Source organism: Methylomonas rhizoryzae (assembly GCF_008632455.1).
Lineage (GTDB): Bacteria > Pseudomonadota > Gammaproteobacteria > Methylococcales > Methylomonadaceae > Methylomonas > Methylomonas rhizoryzae.
In genome coordinates, this window is sequence record NZ_CP043929.1 from 850,091 (window position 1) to 869,776 (window position 19,686).

Here is a 19,686-nt window from a genome sequence, read left to right on the forward strand (position 1 = left end):
TCCGAATAGTTATGAAGCAATCCTTACAACTTCGCATCGGTCAAAGCTTGACCATGACGCCGCAGCTGCAGCAGGCCATCAAGCTGCTGCAGATGTCGACCTTGGACCTGCAACAAGAAATTCAGCAGGCACTCGAATCCAACATGATGCTGGAAATCGAAGAAGACGATCTGCCGACGTTGGAATATCGGGATAAGAAAGCCGACAACAACGACCAAATGACCAGCGAGGGTTCGCAAACCGATATGCCGGACGAACTGCCGGTCGACGTTAGTTGGGACGACGTTTACGAAAGCACGCTGCCGACCGGAGAAGATGGCTCGGACAGTAGCGAATTCGAAACTTTTCGCGGTAAAACCCAAACCTTGCAAGATCATTTGCTTTGGCAATTGGATTTAACGCATCTCTCCGAACGCGACTACGCAATAGCCACCGCCATTATCGACGCTATCAACGATGACGGCTACATCACCGGCGAATTGCACGATATTTACCAAGGTCTGCTGGAACAATTGGACGATTTGGAAATGGACGAAGTGCAGGCCGTGCTGCACATGATTCAAAATTTCGATCCGGTCGGCGTGGGTGCGTTGAACTTGGCCGATTGCCTGTGTTTACAGCTAAGGCAACTGCCGGACGATACCCCTTACAAGGAAGATGCTCTGGAATTTGCCGGCCGCCATCTGGAGTTGCTGACCAGTTGCGATCAAGCCCGTTTGATCAAACGGGTTGGTTTCAGCGAAGAACAGCTGAAAGGTGTTCTGGCCCTGATTCGCAGCCTGGACCCTAAGCCGGGCGCGAGGCTGCAGGAAGCCGACGTCGAATACGTGGTCCCCGACGTGTTCGTTGCCAAGGTAAAAGACCAATGGCAAGTGGCCTTGAATCCCGACATCGCGCCCAAATTGCGCATCAATCCGTTTTATTCGGGCATGATCAAACGGGCCGACAACAGTCAAGACAATGTCAGCATGAAGAACCATTTGCAGGAAGCACGCTGGTTCATCAAAAGCCTGCACAGCCGCAACGATACCTTGTTGCGGGTGGCCAAAAGCATTGTGGAAAAACAAGGCGAGTTCTTCGAGCATGGCCCCATCGCGATGAAAGCCATGGTGCTAAGAGACATCGCCGAAGAACTGGATTTGCATGAATCGACCATCTCGCGGGTCACCACGCAAAAATACATGCACACTCCGCAAGGCGTCATCGAATTCAAATATTTCTTTTCCAGCCACGTCAGCACCGACAGCGGCGGCGAATGCTCGGCTACGGCAATACGGGCGTTAATCAAAGAACTGGTCGGCAACGAAAACCCGGCCAAACCCTTAAGCGATAGTAAAATATCCGACTTATTGAACGAGAAAGGCATCAATGTGGCGCGTCGTACCATCGCCAAATACCGCGAAGCCATGTCGATTCCTTCCACCAGCCAAAGGAAACGGCTAATTTAACCGAAACAGGAAGCACATTTTCTATAAACAGGAGTATTTCCATGCAAATCAGTATCACAGGCCATCACGTTGAAGTTACCGAAGCGTTAAAAGCCCATGTAGAAGATAAAATCAGCAAGCTGAAACGCCATTTCGATAACGTGGTGGATGTACATGTCATTCTGACCGTCGAAAAGCTGGAACAAAAAGCCGAAGCCACGGTACAAGTATCCGGTGCCAAACTGTACGCCGACGATACCCAAGAAGACATGTACGTCGCTATCGATAATATGGTCGATAAATTGGATAGACAAATCGTCAAACACAAGGAAAAATTGCAAAATCACCGTTAAGCGTACCCTAACTTCGACAGGGCGAAGCCGGATTCGCCCTGTTTTCCGGCTCCATTTATGAAACTGGTCATCATCAGCGGCCTATCAGGCTCGGGAAAGAGTATCGCCCTGGATACATTGGAAGATTGCGGTTATTACTGCATCGACAATTTGCCGGTAACCTTGCTGCAAGGCTTCATCGATCATATTCTGTTGGAGCGCAATACCACTTACAACAAGACTGCAATCGGCATAGACGCCAGGAATCAAACCGAGAAGTTGGCGGATTTCCCCGACAATCTCAAATACATCCGCGATAAAGGCATAGACTGCGAAGTGGTCTACATGCAGGCCGAGGAACGCATATTGCTTAAACGCTACAGCGAAACCCGCCGCCGCCACCCTCTGACCACCGCGGCACGCACCCTGCCGGAAGCCTTGGAAATCGAGCAGGAAGTGTTGCGTCCCGTAGCCTTGCATGCCGATATCGTCATCGACACCAGTTACACGCAATATTACCAATTGCGCGATTTGCTCAAAAACCGCTTGGGCGAGAAGGGCAAAAGCAATTTATCCGTGTTGTTTCAATCGTTCGGCTTTAAATTCGGCATCCCGCTGGACGCGGATTTTGTGTTCGACGCCCGTAGCTTGCCCAATCCGTACTGGGTGGCCGAATTGCGCGGCTTGACCGGACAAGATCAGCCGGTGATCGACTTTCTGCAAAACGAAACCATCGTTAAAGAATATTTACACGACATCAGCCAATTCATTGAACGTTGGGCGCCGCGCTTCGAGTCGGATAACCGCAGCTATCTGACGATTGCCGTCGGATGCACCGGCGGTCAGCACCGTTCGGTGTACTTAGTGGAAATGCTGGGCAAGCAATTTCGCCAAACTGCGTCCAACATCATCGTCAGACACCGCGAATTGCGTTAACCCTCTTTTTGCGCCAATCCATGCCTTGATTATGACTGCCGTACTTCAGTTAGAAAATCCCAGACACCTGTTAGATAGAACCGGCTTGATTTTGGAGAAAGGTTCCATCGTCGAAATTCGCAATTTCGTGCACACGCTATATCCGGCCGAAACCGCGCATATCCTGGAAGCCTTGGAGCCGGAGCAGCGTGCGAAAATATGGGCAGTCATACCACCCAGCGTGATGGGGGAAATATTGGTCGAAGTCAACACCGAGGTCGGCGGCAACTTGGTGAAAATGACCGATCGCAAGGACTTAATCGCCGCCTGCGAAAACGTAGATTCCGACAACGTAGTCGACCTATTGCACGTGCTCCCGGAGCCGCTGCTGTCGCAAGTGGTGGAAGCCATCGGTACGCATAACCGCAGCCGTTTGGAACACAATTTGCGCTACGACGAGCACAGTGCGGCCGGGTTGATGTCGCACGACGTGATTACCGTGCGTGCCGACGTCACGCTGGACGTAGTCGCGCGCTATTTGCGCTTGCGCGGAAAAATTCCGGCGACTACCGACAGCTTGATCGTGGTGGACCGTAAAGAACAGTTTCAAGGCGTATTGCCGTTAAGCCAGTTTTTATCCAAGGATCCGCACAAAAAAGTGATCGACGTGATGGACAACCGGGCTAAAGGCGTGCCCTACAACATGCCTGTGCGCGACGTCGTCAAACTATTCGAGCAACGCAAACTATTGTCCGTGCCGGTGCTTGCCGACGACGGCAAGGTGTTGGGGCGGATTACCATAGACGACGTGATCGGCGAAATACGCGAGGAAGCCGAGCATTCTCTGATGGGTATGGCCGGCTTGAACGAAGAACACGATATGTTTGCGCCGGTGACGACCAGCACCCGCCGCAGGGCTATCTGGCTGGGAATCAACCTGCTGACTGCGTTCTTGGCTTCTTGGGTGATCGATTTGTTCGAAGATACGATTTCGCAAATTGTCGCGCTTGCGGTATTGATGCCCATCGTCGCCAGCATGGGCGGTATCGCCGGCAGCCAAACCCTAACCCTAGTGGTTCGCGGTTTAGCGTTGCAACAAATTTCGGCAGCAAACGTCTGGAGTCTATTGTTCAAGGAAATTTCGGTCGGTGTGCTGAACGGCATGATCTGGTCCGCCATTGTTGCCGGCGTCGCCAGCTTTTGGTTCCACAACGTCGATTTGGGCCTGATGCTGGGAGCGGCGATGATGATCAATCTAGTCTGTGCCGCCTTGTCCGGCGTCGCGATTCCGGTTGCGCTGGAACGTATCGGCATAGACCCGGCGCTGGCCGGCGGGGTGCTGCTGACCACCGTTACCGACGTGGTCGGGTTTATGGCTTTTCTGGGTTTGGCGACATTGTTTCTGCTTTAAGTGCGGCCATGCTTTTTCCTATGGAAGATGATAGTATTCTGAAACAACCTGCTGATCCGGTATGAAAAATCTATGTCCATCAGTCCAATGCCCGTACAGAAAATCGTTTTGGAGTTCAAAAGCACGTCCCTGACCCTCCCGGTATTACTTCTGTCCAGCACTGACCTAAACCTGATAGAACAGCAACTGCAAGATAAAATTGCCCAGGCACCCGAGTTTTTCAAGCATTCTCCGCTTTTGATCGACTTACAAAAGTTAAACGCTAGCGAGCAAGAGCTTGATGCCGAAGCCCTTATTCATTTGGTGCGCGGTTTGGAACTACTCCCTATCGGGATCCGCGGCGGGACCGAAGCGCAAAACCGCATGGCGTTAGCCAACGGTTTACCGGTACACGCATTGCACGGCAGTGCTTCATCGCCGAGTGCCAAACCCGCGCCTAAGCCGCTGACGGTACCGGAAACCGGTCAGGAAAAACCGCAAACTCAGTCCGTCGAAAATAAATTGCTGACCCAGCCCGTTCGTTCCGGGCAGCGTGTGTATGCCAAAGGCGATTTGATCATTACCGCTACCGTCAGCGCCGGCGCGGAAATCATGGCGGAAGGCAATATTCATGTGTACGGTAGCCTACGCGGCAGAGCCTTGGCCGGCGTACAAGGCAATCCGGATAGCCGGATATTCTGCTCCGATTTACAAGCCGAGCTGATTTCCATTGCCGGCATTTACCAATTGAGCGACGATATTAAGCCGGACATGGCACACAAGCCGGTGCAAATCAGCTTGGACAATCAAACATTGATAATTAAAGAAATATAAGCACGTTTCGGAGGAACAACATTGGCCAGAATTATCGTGGTAACGTCGGGAAAAGGTGGAGTGGGCAAAACCACAACCAGCGCGGCTGTCGCAATGGGCCTGGCAAAAAGAGGCCACAAAACCGCCGTGATCGATTTCGATGTGGGCTTGCGTAATTTGGACCTGATCATGGGCTGCGAACGCCGGGTGGTTTACGACTTGATTAACGTAATCAACAACGAAGCCAGTTTGAATCAAGCGTTGATCCGGGACAAGCGTTGCGACCAGCTCTACATACTGCCGGCCTCGCAGACGCGCGACAAAGATGCGTTGAGCATAGAAGGCGTCGAGCGTATCCTCGAAGAGCTGTCCAAAGATTTTAAATACATCGTCTGCGACTCTCCCGCCGGCATAGAAAGAGGTGCGACTTTGGCCATGTATTTTGCCGACGACGCATTCGTCGTGACCAATCCGGAAGTCTCTTCCGTCCGGGATTCCGACCGGATGTTAGGCATACTGGCCAGCAAATCCCGCCGTGCCGAGCGTGGCGAAGAGCCGATTAAAGAATACTTGTTACTGTCCCGCTATTCGCCGGATCGAGTCAAACTCGGCGAAATGCTCAGCGTCGAGGACGTGCAGGAAATCCTATCCCTGCATTTGTTGGGCGTAATCCCGGAGTCCAAATCGGTTTTGAACGCGTCAAACTCCGGTACACCCGTTATCCTGGACGAACAAAGCGACGCCGGCCAAGCGTATCAAGACATCGTCGCCCGTTATCTGGGCGAAGATAAACCCCACCGTTTCATTGAGGAAGAGAAAAAAGGCTTGTTTAGTAAGCTGTTAGGGAGAAAATGATGAGTCTCTTGGATTATTTCAGGGCATCTAAACCCAGTTCCGCTTCGGTAGCCAAAGAACGCCTGCAAATTCTGGTGGCCCACGAACGAGCGTCGCGCAATCAGCCGTCCTACCTGCCGCAATTGCAGCAAGAACTACTGGAAGTGATACGCAAATACGTCAACGTCGGCCAAGATGCCATTACTGTAAATTTCGAACAGGACGGCAATCAGGAAACCTTGGAGTTGAACATCGTGCTGCCGGACGAGCGTTGATTCTCATGGCACCATTGTCCGGATGCCGCCGAGCGGCGTCCGTAACCGGTCTTTTTGCTGCAATGTGAGGTGTTGAAATGAGAGAAGTAATAGGTGAAGCCGCCGGTAAAATCTGGCACTATCTGAACGACAACGGCGCCGCCAGCGTCACTAAAATCACCACGGAAACCGGTTTGGGTAAAAACGAGGTGCAACGCGCCATCGGCTGGTTGTTAATGGAAGATAAATTGAACATCGAGGTAGTCGGCCGCGCCGAAACCGTGTCGTTAAAATAAGTTTACGTTTCTCAACCCTGCTTTAAGTTCAGCCTAAGCGATTACCGGCATCGTGGCACAACCATGATGCCGAGCTCGGGTATGAACTGCAGGGTTTTTTATTGCGCGATTTTTGCTGCTGTCATTCTCCGCACCGTGCGGCAAATCTACTACATTTGTTAGTATTACAAGCTTACCCGCTTACCATTCGTTACCACTTTCTCGCCTATTGCTTCGGAGTTTTACACTCGATATGAAAGCCAAAATAGCTACTTTGTTTTCGATTATTTTCCTGGTGTTGTTGAATTTCGCCATCTGGACTTACGTCAACAATCCACTCCAGCTCCCGCCTTGGAACAGTACCATGATGGGGGTGACTTATAACGGTTTACGCAAGGATTTCAGTCCGGAACTTAAAAATTACCCGACCCGCGAGCAAGTGCAGGAAGATTTCGAATTGCTTGCCGGTAAAGTTCATTCGATTCGTACCTATACCGCTTTGGAAGGTATGGAAGTCGTACCGGAAATCGCCGCCAAAAACGACATTAATCTGGCCATGGGCGCGTGGATAGACCTGTTCGCCGACACCACCACCGAACAGGATAAGGCCACGATAGAGCAAAGAAACCGCCGTGAAATCGAAAGTCTGGTCAACCTGACGAATCAATATCCTAAGACCATCGTTCGCACCTTGGTCGGTAACGAATCCTTGTTGCGCGCCCGCGGCATGATGGCCGACGCCGTCAAAGCCGATATGAGAGCGCAATACGGCGATCAATTGAGCCCGCAGGCGTTCGAAGACAAGGTCGAGGCCGAAATCAAGCTGCGGGTAGCCGAAAAAGCCAAACAATTAATCGAATACATTCGCGAAGTCAAAAAGCGCACCTGGAAGCCTGTCAGCACCTCGGAGACTTGGGATATCTGGGTTGCCAATCCGGAGCTGGTGGCCGAGGTCGACTACATAGGCGTGCACATTTTGCCTTACTGGGAAAACGTCCCCGTGGATCTTCCAGAAGGTGCCGAAGGTACCAGCGCCGTCGAGTATGTGTTCCAACGTTATTACGAATTGAAACAGCTGTATCCGGACAAACCGATTGTGATCACCGAGGCCGGCTGGCCGTCGGTCGGCCCGGAGCGCGGTTCGGCCACGGCCTCATTAATCAACCAAGCCAAATTTTTACGGGCGTTCCTGAACCGGGCGACCGCGGAAAAAGTGCTTTATTACGTCATCGAAGCCTTTGACCAACCCTGGAAGATTTCGATCGAGGGGACGGCAGGTGCTTATTGGGGCTTGTTCAATGCCGAACGTCAGCCCAAATTTCCCATGGAAGGCGAAGTGGTCGCCAATCCGATGTGGCGTAACTTCGCATCCGGCGCGGCGATACTCAGCGTGATCTTGATGGGCGCCTTTTTGTTTTCGCGGCGCAGCCTGAAGTTGCCGGGTAAGCTGGTATTCGGTGTTATCGCCAACTTGGCGGCTTCGGTGTTGTTCTGGTCCGCATCGATTGCGGCCGAGCAATATCAAACCGATTTTTCGGTGGTGTTCTGGGGAATACTCTTGATGATGCAAGCCATGGCGATATTGGTATTGTTGACCGAAACCCTGGAACTCACCGAAGTGTTGTGGCACCGCAAGGGCCGCCGTACCTTTAGCCCGTTGGCGCCGCATCCGGAATTCAAATTTCCGAAAGTCTCGATTCATTTGCCTATCCACAACGAACCGCCGGAAATGGTGCGCAAGACTCTGAATGCGCTGGCCAAGCTGGATTATCCGCATTACGAAGTATTGGTGATGGACAACAATACCAAAGACCCGGCGGTTTGGATGCCGGTGCAAACCGACTGCGACCGCTTAGGAGAGAAGTTTCGATTTTTCCATCTGGACAACTGGCCGGGCTATAAAGCCGGCGCTATCAATTATGCCTTGGAAAATACCGCAGCCGACGCGGAAATTATCGCCGTGATCGATAGCGATTACATCCTGTCGCCGGATTGGTTGAAATGCATGGTGCCGTATTTCGATAGGGAAAACGTCGGTTTCGTGCAGTCGCCTCAGGATTACCGCGACGCGCATCAAAGCTGGTTCAAGGATATGTGTTACTGGGAATATGCCGGTTTTTTCAATATCGGCATGGTGCAACGCAATGAATATAACGCGATTATCCAGCACGGCACGATGACCATGGTACGTAAATCGGCCTTCGAAAAAGTCGGCCCATGGGGTGAATGGTGTATTTGCGAGGATAGCGAATTGGGCTTACGCTTGTACGAAGCCGGTTACGATTCGGTGTATTGCAAGGAATCGTTCGGACGCGGCTTGATGCCGGACACCTTTTCCGGTTACATGACCCAAAGGTTTCGCTGGGTATACGGCGCCATGCAGATCATCAAAAAACATTGGCGGCATTTCTTGCCTAACAAGCGCTCGGCCCTGACTTCCGCGCAACGTTATTATTTCGTGGCCGGTTGGTTGCCGTGGTTTTCCGATGCTTTGGCTTTGCTGTTCACCATGGCCAGCTTGGTTTTGACCGCCATCCTGGTAGCTAACCCGCTGCATACCGAACTGCCGATCAATGCCTTTTTGTTACCCACCATAGGCCTGTTCGTGTTCAAGGTGTTGCGCGGCTTATGGCTGTACAAGGCCAGGGTGGCCTGTTCGATACTACAAGCCTTGGGCGCGGCCTTAGCCGGCTTGTCGTTAACGCACACGGTTGCCCGCGGTACCCTGCAAGGCTTGTTCACTTCCGGCAAACCGTTTATGCGCACGCCTAAATACGAGGCTCAAGGCCCGTTAATCGCGGGCTTGTTGGTCATTTGGCAAGAGCTGTTGCTGTTGAGTCTGTTGGTCGCCGGTATCGTCGCGATGCGGATGACCGAACAATTCGACACTACCAGCGGCCGGCTATGGGTGGCGGTACTCGCCGTGCAAGCGGTGCCCTATATCGCGACTTTTTTGACCATCATCATCAGCGTCGCGCCCAATTACTTTCCCGGCAAGCTATCGGCGGACGAACTGGACGCAGAAGCTTAATCCTACAGAAGCAGGCGGGAGGCCGCCCGTGGCCGCTCGCCTTAAGCAATGCCGGACGCGCAATAGGAGACGGGCGGTTTTTACGAATGAGGTAAAGCAAGCCGCCGGTCTAATTTAGGAGAAAACAATGAAGTTTAAAGTGAAACGACTGGTTGTGACGTTGACACTGCTCGCCGGGTTGCCGGTATACGCCCAGGAACCGCAAGGCAGCGAATTTTTGGATTTGATTCTATATAGACCGTTGGGTCTTGCGGCTACGGTAGCGGGTTGCGGGGCTTTCGTGGCCCTAGTGCCTTTCACGGCGTTCGCCAACATCAGTCCGCCGCACGATGCCTTCGATCTGACTGCCGACATGCTGATTTACAAACCGGCCGGCTTTACCTTCGACAGGCCGGTTGGCGTCCTCACTCCCGACGCGGATGGAAGATACAGACGCCATTGATTCCCTGGCCTCCGCCGCTCAGGCGGCGGTATGCGCTGCTTTGGGAACGGGCGCGGTGCCCGCCAAACCTTGAGCAGCGCAGTTCCTATCGAGCAGCTCCCTATGCGCGCAGCAAAGCTTTGATCAATTTTTCGGACAATTGCTCTTCGACGAATTGCGGCTCGTTAGGCGGATACAAAGACACTTCGTCGATTTCGAAGCCGTATTCGGCGCCCAGCGCAATCAGTTCTTTAATTTTCATACAGGCTTTCAATTTTTCTTTCAAGCCCTCGTCAACCTTAGACTTTTCTGAAAATTCTTTAATGACCTTAACAGACATAGATGACTCCGTAAAATAAACACAATTTAAGTGGAATATTCCGTTATCTCTATAAGCAAAAATATGACCAATTTATCCGGCTTAATCGAATCATTGAATATCAATGCCTTACAGTCAACAAGGAATTACGGTGATTCGATTGGCCGACAATTCGCGAGGCGTTTGTCGCTTTTACGACAATCCTCGCTTTGATAGTCTGTCAAGCTTGCGCCAAGGCTAAGCCGCGAAATACCGAACAGCGCTTGAATACCTCCATGGTCGGTGCCAATTGTTTTTGTTGACAAAATTTGGCGACCAGTTTGGTCAGCCCTTTGATGTCGCGGCCGGTGGCCTCGGGAAAGACCGCCGCCAATTCGTCGATCAAGCCTTCCGCCACCGGCAACGAGAATTGCTCGGTCATGACCCGCCAGATTTTGCAGCGGTCGACGTGGTCGGGGGAGTGATAGCGTATCATCGCGATACAGCGGGACACGATGGCTTCGTCGATGTCGTCCACCCGGTTGGTGGTCAAGAACAACAAGCCGTTGAAATATTCCAATACCCTTAAAAACACCCCGACCACCGCGTTGGATGCCAGATTGTCGGCGCGCTTTTTGATGTACACGTCAGCTTCGTCGATCAGCATGACAGCCCCCCAACGTTGAGCACGAATCAGCGTGTCTTTCAGGGTCTTTTCCATTTCGGCGACGTTCAGGCCCAATTGCCCGGAGTGCACCCGGTACAAGGGGCGTTTGATGATCTCCGAATACACCTCCGCCGTCAGCGTTTTGCCCACCCCGGCCGGACCGGCGCACAACACTGTAGTACCGCCGGATTTACCGGCTACGATGTCGTCCATCAACATGTCCATTTCCGCCGTTAATATATCGATCAGATCGGTTTGCTCGGGCGGCAAAATCAACTTTTGTTTCAGTTCCGGCTGGTATTGGTAGGGCAGCATATCGTCGACGTATACCCACACGTGGTGGTGTAGCTCCAAATGAAACATCAAGATATAACCGTGTACCGGCAGCTCGGTGAACAGGCCGGCCGGAATTTCCTCTTTAAACGACTCCATGGCTTGCTCGGCCTTGCTGTCGTAACGCATGCTTCTACCGGCCTTGCGCAGGTATTTGCCGAGAATGTCGCCGGAGGCGTCCAAACTCAGCGCCCGCTCCGCCAAAATGTTTTCGTCGTTGACTAAACGGCAGGCGCCGCCGCCCGACGACATAATCACGGTGCTTTTGCGGGTCCAATCGTTGCTGCGCTGGTTAGCGGTGGGGTCCTCGGCGTAAATTCCGGTACCCCAACCTGAAAACTGTTCGCCGTAACGCGCCCGCCAATCGAAGTAGCGGGCGGAGGTTTCGTCGTAACTGGCAATCAAATCGGCGGTTTCTTTTAAAAAGCCTTTGGCGGCGAAAATCTCGGGGATGGTTTTACCGTCCAAATCTTTGGCGCGGATGATTAAGGTTTCGATGGCAATTTTGCCGCGACTATTGGCTTTCAACTCCAGCATAATCCGCCCGGCTTCTTCTTCGCCCGGCGGCGTGTAATCCAAGCGGGTAATCAAGTAGGCGTGGGTACGGCCGTTGCCCTGCACTTGAAACAACCAGCCGCGAATCGCGCCCTCCAGCAAATAACTGGCGATGTCGGGCAGCAACATTTCCAATTGGTCGGCGCCGTATCGGCTGCCCTGGTCGGCCAGGGCGCTTCTCAATGCCTTCAACATCGCAGCCTGTTGCTGCAAGGTATCGCCTTCCTGCGCGTACAAATCGGCGAGACTGCCTAACTCGGCGGGACTTAATTGGTCGTAAAGCACGTGTGCCTTGTTGCCGAAGCGTAAATGCTCGGACAGGCTATGCAAACGCGGATGTTCCGACATCAAGGGTTCGAGATGGCGTTTTTCTATGATTAGTTTCATGAACACGACTCCGGGGAAGGTAAGGCAAGACAAAGCAATTCGGCTAAATGCAACGGTTGGCTGAAACCGCCGTTGGCGATTTGTTGCTGACAGGAAAATCCGTTGCTCAGCAAGACGGCTTCGGGTGTGGACCGTAAGGCGGGGAATAACGCTAATTCCGCCATTTGTTGGGCGTGCGGGTGATGTTCGGCCTCCAAGCCGAAGTTGCCGGCCATGCCGCAACACGACGACTCGATCAACTCGAATTGCAAGCCGGGAATTTGTTTGAGCAGCTTACGCATGGACTTGACGGCCCCGACCGCTTTCTGGTGACAATGGCCGTGCATCAATACTTTGGGCAGCGCGGGGATGGCCGCGAACTGCAGGGTCCAACGGTTGCCGGTTTGCTCCCGGACGATGAACTCTTCCAGTAACAAAACTTTTTCGGCTAGCTTGCGCGCCGGTTCGCCCAAGCCCAATTTCAGGTATTCGTCGCGCAAGCTCAAGATACAAGACGGTTCCAAGCCGATGATAGTGCTGCCCGCGTCGATGTGCGGCAACAACGCTGCCAGCAAGCGCTGAGCCTCGCTCTTGGCCCGGTCGATCAAACCGTTGGAAAAATAGCTGCGGCCGCAGCACAAGGGACGGCGGGTTTTATCTTCCGCGCCGGCCACGTGCACGCGGTAACCGCCGGATTCCAACAAACGCACAGCGGCGTCCGCAGCGGCGGGGTTGAAATAGCGGCTGAAGGTGTCGACGAACAGCACCACGGAGCGATCATTCCGGTCGGCTAGGGCGGGTTTACACTGAAACGCCCGCTCGGCGGGTAACGGCAATGGCGCCGCCGCGCTAATACCCAAGTACTTTTCTCCCAGTGCTCTCAGCCAGAGGCTGGCGTTACGCCGGGCGATCAGACGGCGTACGCCCGGCAGCGCCAGCAAACGCGGCGTTTCGGCCCATAAGCGGCGCCTGAGCGGTATGCCTTGTTGCGCCGTTTTTTGCGCCAAGAATTCGGCCTTGATCAAAGCCATATCCACTTCGTTTTCGCATTCCCGTTTGCAGCCTTTACAACTCACGCACAGCGCCATTGCTTGTTCCAGGCTTTTGTCGAACAAGGCCAGGGGATTTTCGGCGTTCAACGCCGCTTTCAATAACTTGACTCTGCCGCCGGGCGACAGCAACGGATTGTCGCTGATCCGGTAACTCGGACACATCACCCCTTTAGCGGATTTTTGTTCGCATTGCCGGCTACCGATGCAGACAGCCACGGCTTTGGCAAAATCGGCGCCGTGTTTGGGAATGTCGGCATACGCATCGCCCATCCCGGCGTTTTCGTAAGACGACCAATCGAGAAACAGTTTCATAATGTCGTAGCGAGTTTAAAACCGGCTTCAAGCAAATTCGGCGCCAGCCAACAAAGTCCTTACCTTGGGGGCGGCGGCGGCGAAGCAATGTAGTAAGTCCTACAATTTTCCGACTTTCGGCCGCTAAACCGACAGCCAATTTCCATGAGGTCGCCGCCAAGCTTGGTCTTAGCGCAAAGGTCACGAGGCACAAACCTTGCTTTTGGTATGGTTTTATCAATGCGAAATCTTTATGAACTTGGACGATTACACTTGCCGTTATTTCATTAGCTATAGCGGCGTAAAACTGCCGTTGAAGCTGGTCAACGAATTCGAAGGCAGCGGTTTGGCTAACCGCAATACCTATTTTCGCGGCTATTTCGATACCGACCAGCGTTTAATCCGCTGCGAAAAACTGGTATACGGCGAAACCGAACTACTGCACGACTACCAATACGACGACAGCGGCGTACTGAGACGCGCCGAAATTACCGATGCGGACGGCGAACTGACCGTGTTGCATTTTGATGCGGCCGGGCAAGCCGTAGAAGAATAAACAGTCATAGCCTCGGCGCGTTGATTCCCGGCGCCGACCTATCGGTTAGGCTTGTCAACCCCGGATACGGCGTTCGACCGTGTTACACCGGGGGCATTGTGTTGGTCAATTAACAAGCAACCCAAAGGCAGCTTATTCTCCGAGCTGCCATACTATCGTAACGCCAAAATTGGCATTGGCGCTCTGTCCTATTTGGGGGGGAACCGCGCAAGCCGTGAGTAAGCTGCGCAGGGAGCAATTACTCGACGGTTAAAGCGTCTTCATCTGCCAAAATTCCCTGTTACCCATAAGCCGAGGCTACTTCGTGTTTAAGCATTCAATCGGCCAATCAGCCGCCATTCTGAACAGCGATTTTGTTGCTCTTTTAATAGTCGAGGACATGCGCATCGTATGGGGCAATGCGGCCTTGCACCGCATTTTGGGTTACGACCCGGATGAACTGATCGGGCAACCCATCCGCATGCTGTTTCTCGATCAAGAGAGCTATGAATCATTCCGACGTGAGGCGAATTCGGCGATCGCCAACGGGAACAGCTACTCCGGAACCATTCCGCAGCAACGCAAGGACGGTACGACGGGTTGGTATGAGTTCAATGTTTCAAGTCTTGTGGGCGAGCCTGACGCGATAGTCGGTGCCATCGTCGACAGAACCGCGTGGTACCGAACGGCCCGGGAACTGCAAGAGAGCGAATCGCGTTATCGGTCGGTGGTGGAAGATCAGATCGAGGTGATCAGTCGATTGTTGCCGGACGGCACCTTCCTGTTCGTCAATGACGTCTATTGCCGGGTATTTGGAAAATCCGCTGATGAATTGGTGGGTAATCACTGCTGGCAACCAATAGCTCATCCGGACGATTTGCCGATGATCGAGGCCAAGCTCCGCGAAATGTCGCAGGACCATCCGGTCGTGACCATCGAAAACCGGGTATTTGACGGCAATGGCGACGTACGTTGGATGCAATTCGTCAATCGAGGGTTTTATGGCGTTGATGGGGTCCTCAAGGAAATTCAGTCGGTTGGCAGAGATATTACCAAGCTCAAGCAGGTTGAATTAAACCTGCGTGAAAGCGAGGAAAGGCTGCAACGTGCCCAGTCGGTCGCGCGAATCGGTAGTTTCGCGATGGGCAGCGATACTGAAACCTTCAGTATGACCAAAGAAACGGCTCGATTGTTCGATCTTGACGATACGGGGGTAACGACATTCGTTGAATGGTTCGCGCGCGTGCATCCCGACGATCAACGCAACGTTGAAATTGCTTGGCGTGCCGCCTTGCGAGGTGCACCGTATGACATGACCTACCGCATCGTGGTGCAAGGCCAGATCCGCTGGATCAGGGCAATGGCCGATCTGCAATTCGATGTTGACGGGCAGCTAATCAGGGCGGTCGGGACGGTACAAGACATTTCCGACCTCAAGCAAATCGAGTCCGACCTGCGGGAAAGCGATGAACGTCTGGAAATGGCGCTGGCGGGATCGGAACTGGTCATATGGGACTGGAAAATTCCTGAGCATAAAGTCACGGCGGGCAATCGCTGGTTCGAATTGCTGGGCTATACCAAAGCAGAGCTGGGCGACGATGAAGCCGATTGGATGAATTTGATCAATCCCAAAGGTCTACAAGCTTTAAAACAGAAACTTTTATCTCATTTGCACGGCGAAACCGCTAGTTTCGAGAGTGAACTCCAGTTGCGGCACAAGGACGGCCATTGGGTTTCGGTCGAAGCCAGAGGCAAGGTGACTCGAAGGCTCAAAGACAATGCCCCGCTGCGTATGGTGGGTACGATACTGGATGTCAGCCAGCGCAAGCGCCTGAATGAAGAAGGGTTGAATTTGCTGAAGCGGATCGAAGCGCTGATCCGCGAGAGTTCGTCGCATTCGCTAGGCAAAGCGGACGAAAAAAAATCGGTCGAAAACTTGACGAAGCGGCAGCGGCAAGTGCTCGGTATGATTGCCTCCGGTATGACATCGGCGGAAATCGGCAGGCGTTTGCACCTGTCTACCGCAACGGTCATTTCGCATCGCCGCAACCTGATGGCAACGTTAGGTCTGCACAGCACCGCTGAAGTCACCCGATTTGCAATCGATCACGGTCTGTTGACAAGCAACTAGCGCAAACCAACGCCTCGTCTGCATTTATTTAGCATATATGAGCCAGAAAAATACCACATAGCGGTGGTTATTTTTGGGGTTCAATTACGTATGCTTTCCTGCCCGAACTTCATTACAGCACGACCCATGGCGCAAGATGAGTACAAGTTATCTCCCAACATGACCATTATTTCCCACACGGATGGGAAGAGCATCATCACCCATTGCAATCACGACTTCGTCCAGGCTTCGGGGTATAGCCTGGAAGAGCTGATCGGCAAGCCGCACAACATATTGCGCCACCCCGATATGCCGAAGGAAGCGTTCAGAGATTTGTGGGATACCCTTAAACGGGGCAAACCATGGAGTGGCATCATTAAGAATCGTCGCAAGGACGGCGGCTACTACTGGGTGCGGGCAACAATCACACCATTGCCGGATAAAAGCGGCTACACCTCCGTGCGCGTCATGCCGACCACTGAGGAAGTAAGCTCGGCGCAAGCGCTCTACAAACGCATGGCCAAGGGGGAAAAAATCAAGTTGCGCGAAGGCAGAGTCGCCAACGCATCGCTCAACCCGCTCGACAGATTGAACATCTGTCAACGTTTGTGGTTGATGACGCTGGCGCCGATTGCCTTTATCTTGGCACTGACGCTGAAATATGCCGGAAGCGAAGAAATCCTTTTCAGTTCCGCTCTCGGGGTAATGCTGATTCTTCTGATCGCGATCAGTGTTATTCGTTATCTCACCGCTACCCTAAAACAGACTGCGGAAACTTCGATTGCCATAGCCACAGGCAACCTGCTCCAGCCTATTCCTGCCAGTCTGGACGACGAAATCGGCGCGTTGGTGGCTTCGATAGCCATCATGCGCAACAACCAGCATGAGGTAATCGCTACCTTAAAGCGTAACTCGGAAGTGCTTACCCAATTTTCCAACAGGCTCAGCGCATCCGCGACAAATGGGGCGCAAACTGCGGTATCCCAATACGAGGCGGTTTCAAGCATGTCCGAGGCAACGGAGAAATTATTGGCATCGTTCGAATCTATCGGAGACAGGGTCAACAATGTGACTTCGGCAAGCGAACGGTCCTCGGCGGTAGCGGACACCGGCGGTCAAATCATCCATGACGCCGCGGAGGAGATGCGCAAACTAGGCGAAGCGGTTCATACGACCGCCCAGAGTATCCAGCAACTGGAGGAGATGTCTGTACAAATAACCGGGATCGTCAATGTGATTCGAGAGATTGCCACCCAGACTAACCTGCTGGCCTTAAACGCGGCTATCGAAGCCGCACGGGCGGGGGACGGCGGGCGGGGGTTTGCGGTTGTTGCGGATGAGGTGCGCAAGCTGGCGGTCAGGACTGCGGAATCCACCTGTGAAATTGCCGCAATGATCGGCAAGATTCAGGCCGGAACCGCAAACGCGGTAATCAACATGGATACGGCAGTCGTCAATGCCGCCGAAGGGGTAAAGCTGGCACACAAGACCGGTGATTCCGTGATAGGCATCCGAACCGAAGCAAGCCAAGTATGCGATGCTGTGATCGAGATTACCCGGGTGCTTAAGGAACAGGCACTGGCGGCCAAGGATATTTCGCAACACATCGTGACGGTCTCCCACGGTGCGATCAACAATAGCATAGCGGCGGATGAAACGGCCTTGTTGGCCGAGCAGATTAAAGAAATCTCTGCGGCGCTCAGCCAAACAACAGAAAAATTCAAAATTTAGCCCGGCTATTCCGTCGCTTGAATTGTCGGGCGCCTTTGCGTTAGAAATGCTGCAGGCTGGCCGCCGCAGCATATTTTCAATCGGCAATAGGCTTTGCGACCACAGGCTAGGCGGGCTTTGTCGCAATCGTTGGCGGTTGCATGCTTTTATGCCCGCTTGGAAATCAATCGAAGCAATCGAAACTCATTTGTCCGCCCGGCGCGGGTTTGCGAAACAAATCGCAACGTAAAGCCGGTAGCGCCGTATGCAGTTGCGTGCGCTTGCTGATCAAGCGAAAGCGTTGGCCGATCAAGTCGGCGTAGGCACCGGTGCCGCGTAAGCGTTGATGAAAGCTGGGGTCGTAAACCTTGCCGTCCCGGCTGTCGCGTACCCGGTTCAGCAAGTGTTCGGCCTTCAGCGGATAGTGCTGCTGCAGCCATTCCCGGAATAAATCCGCTACCTCCAACGGCAAGCGCAGCAGAATGTATTCGGCGCTTTGCGCGCCGGCTTCGGCGGCGGAGCGGACGATGCGCTCGAGCTCCGGGTCGGTCAATACCGGTATGACCGGAGCGACCATGACGCCTACCGGAATGCCGGCGGCGCGCAGCCGGGTTACGGTTTGCAGTCGGCGCTGGGGTGCGGCGGCACGCGGCTCCAGTTTACGCGCCAATTCCCGCTCCAGACTGGTGATGGAGATGAACACCGAGGCCAGTCCTTGTGCCGCCATGTCCGCCAAAATATCGATATCGCGTTCGATCAGCGCGGATTTGCTGACGATGCTCACCGGATGACGGCATTCCGCCAAGACTTGCAATATCTGCCGCATGATGCCGAATTGCCGTTCCAAAGGCTGGTAAGGATCGGTATTGGTGCCCAAGGCCAAGGGAGCGCAGCGGTAGTTGCGCCGGCCGAGTTCGTCGCGCAAGATCGCGGCGGCGTCCGGTTTGACCAGAATGCGGGTTTCGAAATCCAAGCCGGCGGAATAGCCCAGGTAGGCGTGGCTGGGACGGGCGAAACAATAGATGCAGCCGTGTTCGCAACCTCGGTAAGGGTTGATGGAGCGGTCGAACGGGATGTCCGGCGATTGGTTGTAAGTGATCAGGCTGCGGCTGGTATCGACGATGGTCTCGGTCGCTAGCGGCGGCAAATCCGCGTCCAAACCGTTCCAGCCGTCGTCTTCCCAGCGTGTGGTTTGCTTTTCGAAGCGGCCGGCTGCGTTACTGACGCTGCCGCGGCCTTTATACACCAAGGGGCGCTTTGTCATCGGTCGGCACGGCGGAAAACCGGTTTACCCAGGCCAGCAGGGCAAGCACGGTTCATTCCCGATCGCGAGGTGGGGTGGCCGGCGGCAAGTTACGGCTTGCTTCATTCCGGCCGGCGCGGCGGTACCCGCGGCAAGTCGCGGTGTTCCAGCACCGCGCCGTCTTGGCCGCAGAATACCGCGGTGGCCAGGTCGGCGAAGATGCCGTGTTCGGGGATGCCGGGCAGCGCGTTCAGACGGTCGTTCAGGGTCTTGCCGTCCAGTGCGGGATCGAATACGGTATCCAGCACCAAACTACCCGACGAAGTGACGAACAAGCCGTCGCCGTTGGCGCGCAACTTCGGTTGACCGCCGATTTGTTCCAAGCTGCGGCTAAGCAATTGCCAGGCAAACGGCAGCACTTCTATCGGGATAGGGAAGTTCTGGCCGATGCGTTCCACGCGTTTGCTAGGATCTATCAATACCCAGAAGGCCTTGGCGGCTTTGGCCAGCAGTTTTTCCCGTACCAAGTCCGAGCCGCGGCCTTTCAACAAGGTCAGATCCGGCGCGACTTCGTCGGCGCCGTCCACGTAAACGTCCAGCCGGCTGATATGTTCCATGCCGCGAATTTTGAGACCTAGCTGCTGGGCTTTTATTGCGCTGACCACCGAGCTGGATACGACTTCTAGCGCCAAGCCTTCCTGTTGCTGGCGGCGCGCCAGAGCTTCGATAAAAAAATTGGCGGTGGAACCTGTGCCTAATCCGACCAGCATATCGGCTTGAATCAATTGGGCGGCATGTTCGGCGACGCGTTGTTTATCCTTCATGGCGGGCTCC

The 19,686-nt window shown here is 53.8% G+C and carries 18 protein-coding genes; 13 read left to right on the top strand and 5 right to left on the bottom strand.

The window, feature by feature from the left end; translation table 11 throughout:
* The first annotated feature begins 11 nt into the window (after positions 1-11).
* The 10 genes from F1E05_RS04055 to F1E05_RS04100 all read left to right on the top strand — a co-directional run bounded on the left by F1E05_RS04055 (position 12) and on the right by F1E05_RS04100 (position 9,713).
* Positions 12-1,448 carry an RNA polymerase factor sigma-54 gene (locus F1E05_RS04055; protein ID WP_150046974.1) on the top strand — a complete coding sequence of 479 codons (1,437 nt, stop codon included), beginning with the start codon at positions 12-14 and terminating at the stop codon, positions 1,446-1,448.
* Between the two features lie 41 nt (positions 1,449-1,489).
* Entirely contained in the window at positions 1,490-1,780 is a 291-nt protein-coding gene (hpf, locus tag F1E05_RS04060) for a ribosome hibernation-promoting factor, HPF/YfiA family (protein WP_150046976.1), read from the top strand.
* A 57-nt stretch (positions 1,781-1,837) separates the two neighbouring features.
* Positions 1,838-2,695, top strand: coding sequence for an RNase adapter RapZ (rapZ, locus tag F1E05_RS04065; RefSeq protein ID WP_150046978.1), 858 nt, complete (start codon positions 1,838-1,840; stop codon positions 2,693-2,695).
* A 31-nt stretch (positions 2,696-2,726) separates the two neighbouring features.
* On the top strand, positions 2,727-4,085 hold the full coding sequence (gene mgtE / locus F1E05_RS04070; RefSeq protein ID WP_150046980.1) for a magnesium transporter: 1,359 nt from the start codon (positions 2,727-2,729) through the stop codon (positions 4,083-4,085).
* Positions 4,086-4,157: 72 nt separating this feature from the next.
* Entirely contained in the window at positions 4,158-4,898 is a 741-nt protein-coding gene (minC, locus tag F1E05_RS04075) for a septum site-determining protein MinC (protein WP_150046982.1), read from the top strand.
* Between the two features lie 21 nt (positions 4,899-4,919).
* Positions 4,920-5,732 (top strand): septum site-determining protein MinD, encoded by an 813-nt coding sequence (gene minD / locus F1E05_RS04080; RefSeq protein ID WP_150046983.1) that lies wholly within the window; start codon positions 4,920-4,922, stop codon positions 5,730-5,732.
* On the top strand, positions 5,732-5,986 hold the full coding sequence (gene minE / locus F1E05_RS04085) for a cell division topological specificity factor MinE (RefSeq protein WP_150051785.1): 255 nt from the start codon (positions 5,732-5,734) through the stop codon (positions 5,984-5,986). The genes minD and minE overlap by 1 nt, the downstream gene beginning before the upstream one ends.
* Positions 5,987-6,063: 77 nt before the next feature.
* Entirely contained in the window at positions 6,064-6,261 is a 198-nt protein-coding gene (locus F1E05_RS04090; RefSeq protein WP_150046985.1) for a winged helix-turn-helix domain-containing protein, read from the top strand.
* 232 nt (positions 6,262-6,493) lie between these two features.
* Entirely contained in the window at positions 6,494-9,271 is a 2,778-nt protein-coding gene (locus F1E05_RS04095) for a glycosyltransferase (RefSeq protein WP_150046987.1), read from the top strand.
* A gap of 127 nt (positions 9,272-9,398) precedes the next feature.
* Positions 9,399-9,713, top strand: coding sequence for a hypothetical protein (locus F1E05_RS04100; protein ID WP_150046988.1), 315 nt, complete (start codon positions 9,399-9,401; stop codon positions 9,711-9,713).
* Between the two features lie 100 nt (positions 9,714-9,813).
* Here the strand turns inward: F1E05_RS04100 and F1E05_RS04105 are convergent, their stop codons facing one another.
* The 3 genes from F1E05_RS04105 to F1E05_RS04115 all read right to left on the bottom strand — a co-directional run bounded on the left by F1E05_RS04105 (position 9,814) and on the right by F1E05_RS04115 (position 13,275).
* Positions 9,814-10,032: a Nif11-like leader peptide family natural product precursor gene (locus tag F1E05_RS04105; protein ID WP_150046990.1), complete on the bottom strand. Its 219-nt coding sequence runs from the start codon at positions 10,030-10,032 to the stop codon at positions 9,814-9,816.
* Between the two features lie 199 nt (positions 10,033-10,231).
* Entirely contained in the window at positions 10,232-11,932 is a 1,701-nt protein-coding gene (locus F1E05_RS04110) for an AAA family ATPase (RefSeq protein WP_150046992.1), read from the bottom strand.
* Complete coding sequence (locus tag F1E05_RS04115) at positions 11,929-13,275, bottom strand: (Fe-S)-binding protein (protein ID WP_150046994.1); 1,347 nt, start codon at positions 13,273-13,275, stop codon at positions 11,929-11,931. The genes F1E05_RS04110 and F1E05_RS04115 overlap by 4 nt, the downstream gene beginning before the upstream one ends.
* 232 nt (positions 13,276-13,507) lie before the next feature.
* Here F1E05_RS04115 and F1E05_RS04120 point away from each other — a divergent pair, with 232 nt between their 5' ends.
* From F1E05_RS04120 to F1E05_RS04130, 3 genes are all read left to right on the top strand, one after another.
* Positions 13,508-13,810 (top strand): DUF6156 family protein, encoded by a 303-nt coding sequence (locus F1E05_RS04120; RefSeq protein ID WP_150046996.1) that lies wholly within the window; start codon positions 13,508-13,510, stop codon positions 13,808-13,810.
* A 304-nt stretch (positions 13,811-14,114) separates the two neighbouring features.
* A complete protein-coding gene (locus F1E05_RS04125; protein ID WP_150046998.1) occupies positions 14,115-15,920 on the top strand; it encodes a PAS domain S-box protein in 1,806 nt (601 codons plus the stop codon).
* A gap of 126 nt (positions 15,921-16,046) precedes the next feature.
* A complete protein-coding gene (locus tag F1E05_RS04130) occupies positions 16,047-17,630 on the top strand; it encodes a methyl-accepting chemotaxis protein (protein ID WP_190303243.1) in 1,584 nt (527 codons plus the stop codon).
* Positions 17,631-17,793: 163 nt separating this feature from the next.
* Here the strand turns inward: F1E05_RS04130 and F1E05_RS04135 are convergent, their stop codons facing one another.
* Together F1E05_RS04135 and rpiA are read right to left on the bottom strand one after the other, a co-directional pair.
* Positions 17,794-18,873 carry a PA0069 family radical SAM protein gene (locus F1E05_RS04135; RefSeq protein ID WP_150047002.1) on the bottom strand — a complete coding sequence of 360 codons (1,080 nt, stop codon included), beginning with the start codon at positions 18,871-18,873 and terminating at the stop codon, positions 17,794-17,796.
* A 101-nt stretch (positions 18,874-18,974) separates the two neighbouring features.
* Positions 18,975-19,676 carry a ribose-5-phosphate isomerase RpiA gene (rpiA, locus tag F1E05_RS04140; protein WP_150047004.1) on the bottom strand — a complete coding sequence of 234 codons (702 nt, stop codon included), beginning with the start codon at positions 19,674-19,676 and terminating at the stop codon, positions 18,975-18,977.
* Positions 19,677-19,686: the final 10 nt, after the last annotated feature.

Coding starts and splice junctions, on each gene's coding strand:
- F1E05_RS04095 (WP_150046987.1), top strand. CDS start 6,494: ATGAAAGCCAAAATAGCTACTTTGTTTTCGATTATTTTCCTGGTGTTG.
- minE (WP_150051785.1), top strand. CDS start 5,732: ATGAGTCTCTTGGATTATTTCAGGGCATCTAAACCCAGTTCCGCTTCG.
- rpiA (WP_150047004.1), bottom strand. CDS start 19,676: ATGAAGGATAAACAACGCGTCGCCGAACATGCCGCCCAATTGATTCAA.
- mgtE (WP_150046980.1), top strand. CDS start 2,727: ATGACTGCCGTACTTCAGTTAGAAAATCCCAGACACCTGTTAGATAGA.
- F1E05_RS04055 (WP_150046974.1), top strand. CDS start 12: ATGAAGCAATCCTTACAACTTCGCATCGGTCAAAGCTTGACCATGACG.
- minC (WP_150046982.1), top strand. CDS start 4,158: ATGTCCATCAGTCCAATGCCCGTACAGAAAATCGTTTTGGAGTTCAAA.
- F1E05_RS04115 (WP_150046994.1), bottom strand. CDS start 13,275: ATGAAACTGTTTCTCGATTGGTCGTCTTACGAAAACGCCGGGATGGGC.
- F1E05_RS04135 (WP_150047002.1), bottom strand. CDS start 18,873: ATGACAAAGCGCCCCTTGGTGTATAAAGGCCGCGGCAGCGTCAGTAAC.
- F1E05_RS04090 (WP_150046985.1), top strand. CDS start 6,064: ATGAGAGAAGTAATAGGTGAAGCCGCCGGTAAAATCTGGCACTATCTG.
- F1E05_RS04110 (WP_150046992.1), bottom strand. CDS start 11,932: ATGAAACTAATCATAGAAAAACGCCATCTCGAACCCTTGATGTCGGAA.
- hpf (WP_150046976.1), top strand. CDS start 1,490: ATGCAAATCAGTATCACAGGCCATCACGTTGAAGTTACCGAAGCGTTA.
- F1E05_RS04105 (WP_150046990.1), bottom strand. CDS start 10,032: ATGTCTGTTAAGGTCATTAAAGAATTTTCAGAAAAGTCTAAGGTTGAC.
- rapZ (WP_150046978.1), top strand. CDS start 1,838: ATGAAACTGGTCATCATCAGCGGCCTATCAGGCTCGGGAAAGAGTATC.
- F1E05_RS04100 (WP_150046988.1), top strand. CDS start 9,399: ATGAAGTTTAAAGTGAAACGACTGGTTGTGACGTTGACACTGCTCGCC.
- F1E05_RS04120 (WP_150046996.1), top strand. CDS start 13,508: ATGAACTTGGACGATTACACTTGCCGTTATTTCATTAGCTATAGCGGC.
- F1E05_RS04130 (WP_190303243.1), top strand. CDS start 16,047: ATGGCGCAAGATGAGTACAAGTTATCTCCCAACATGACCATTATTTCC.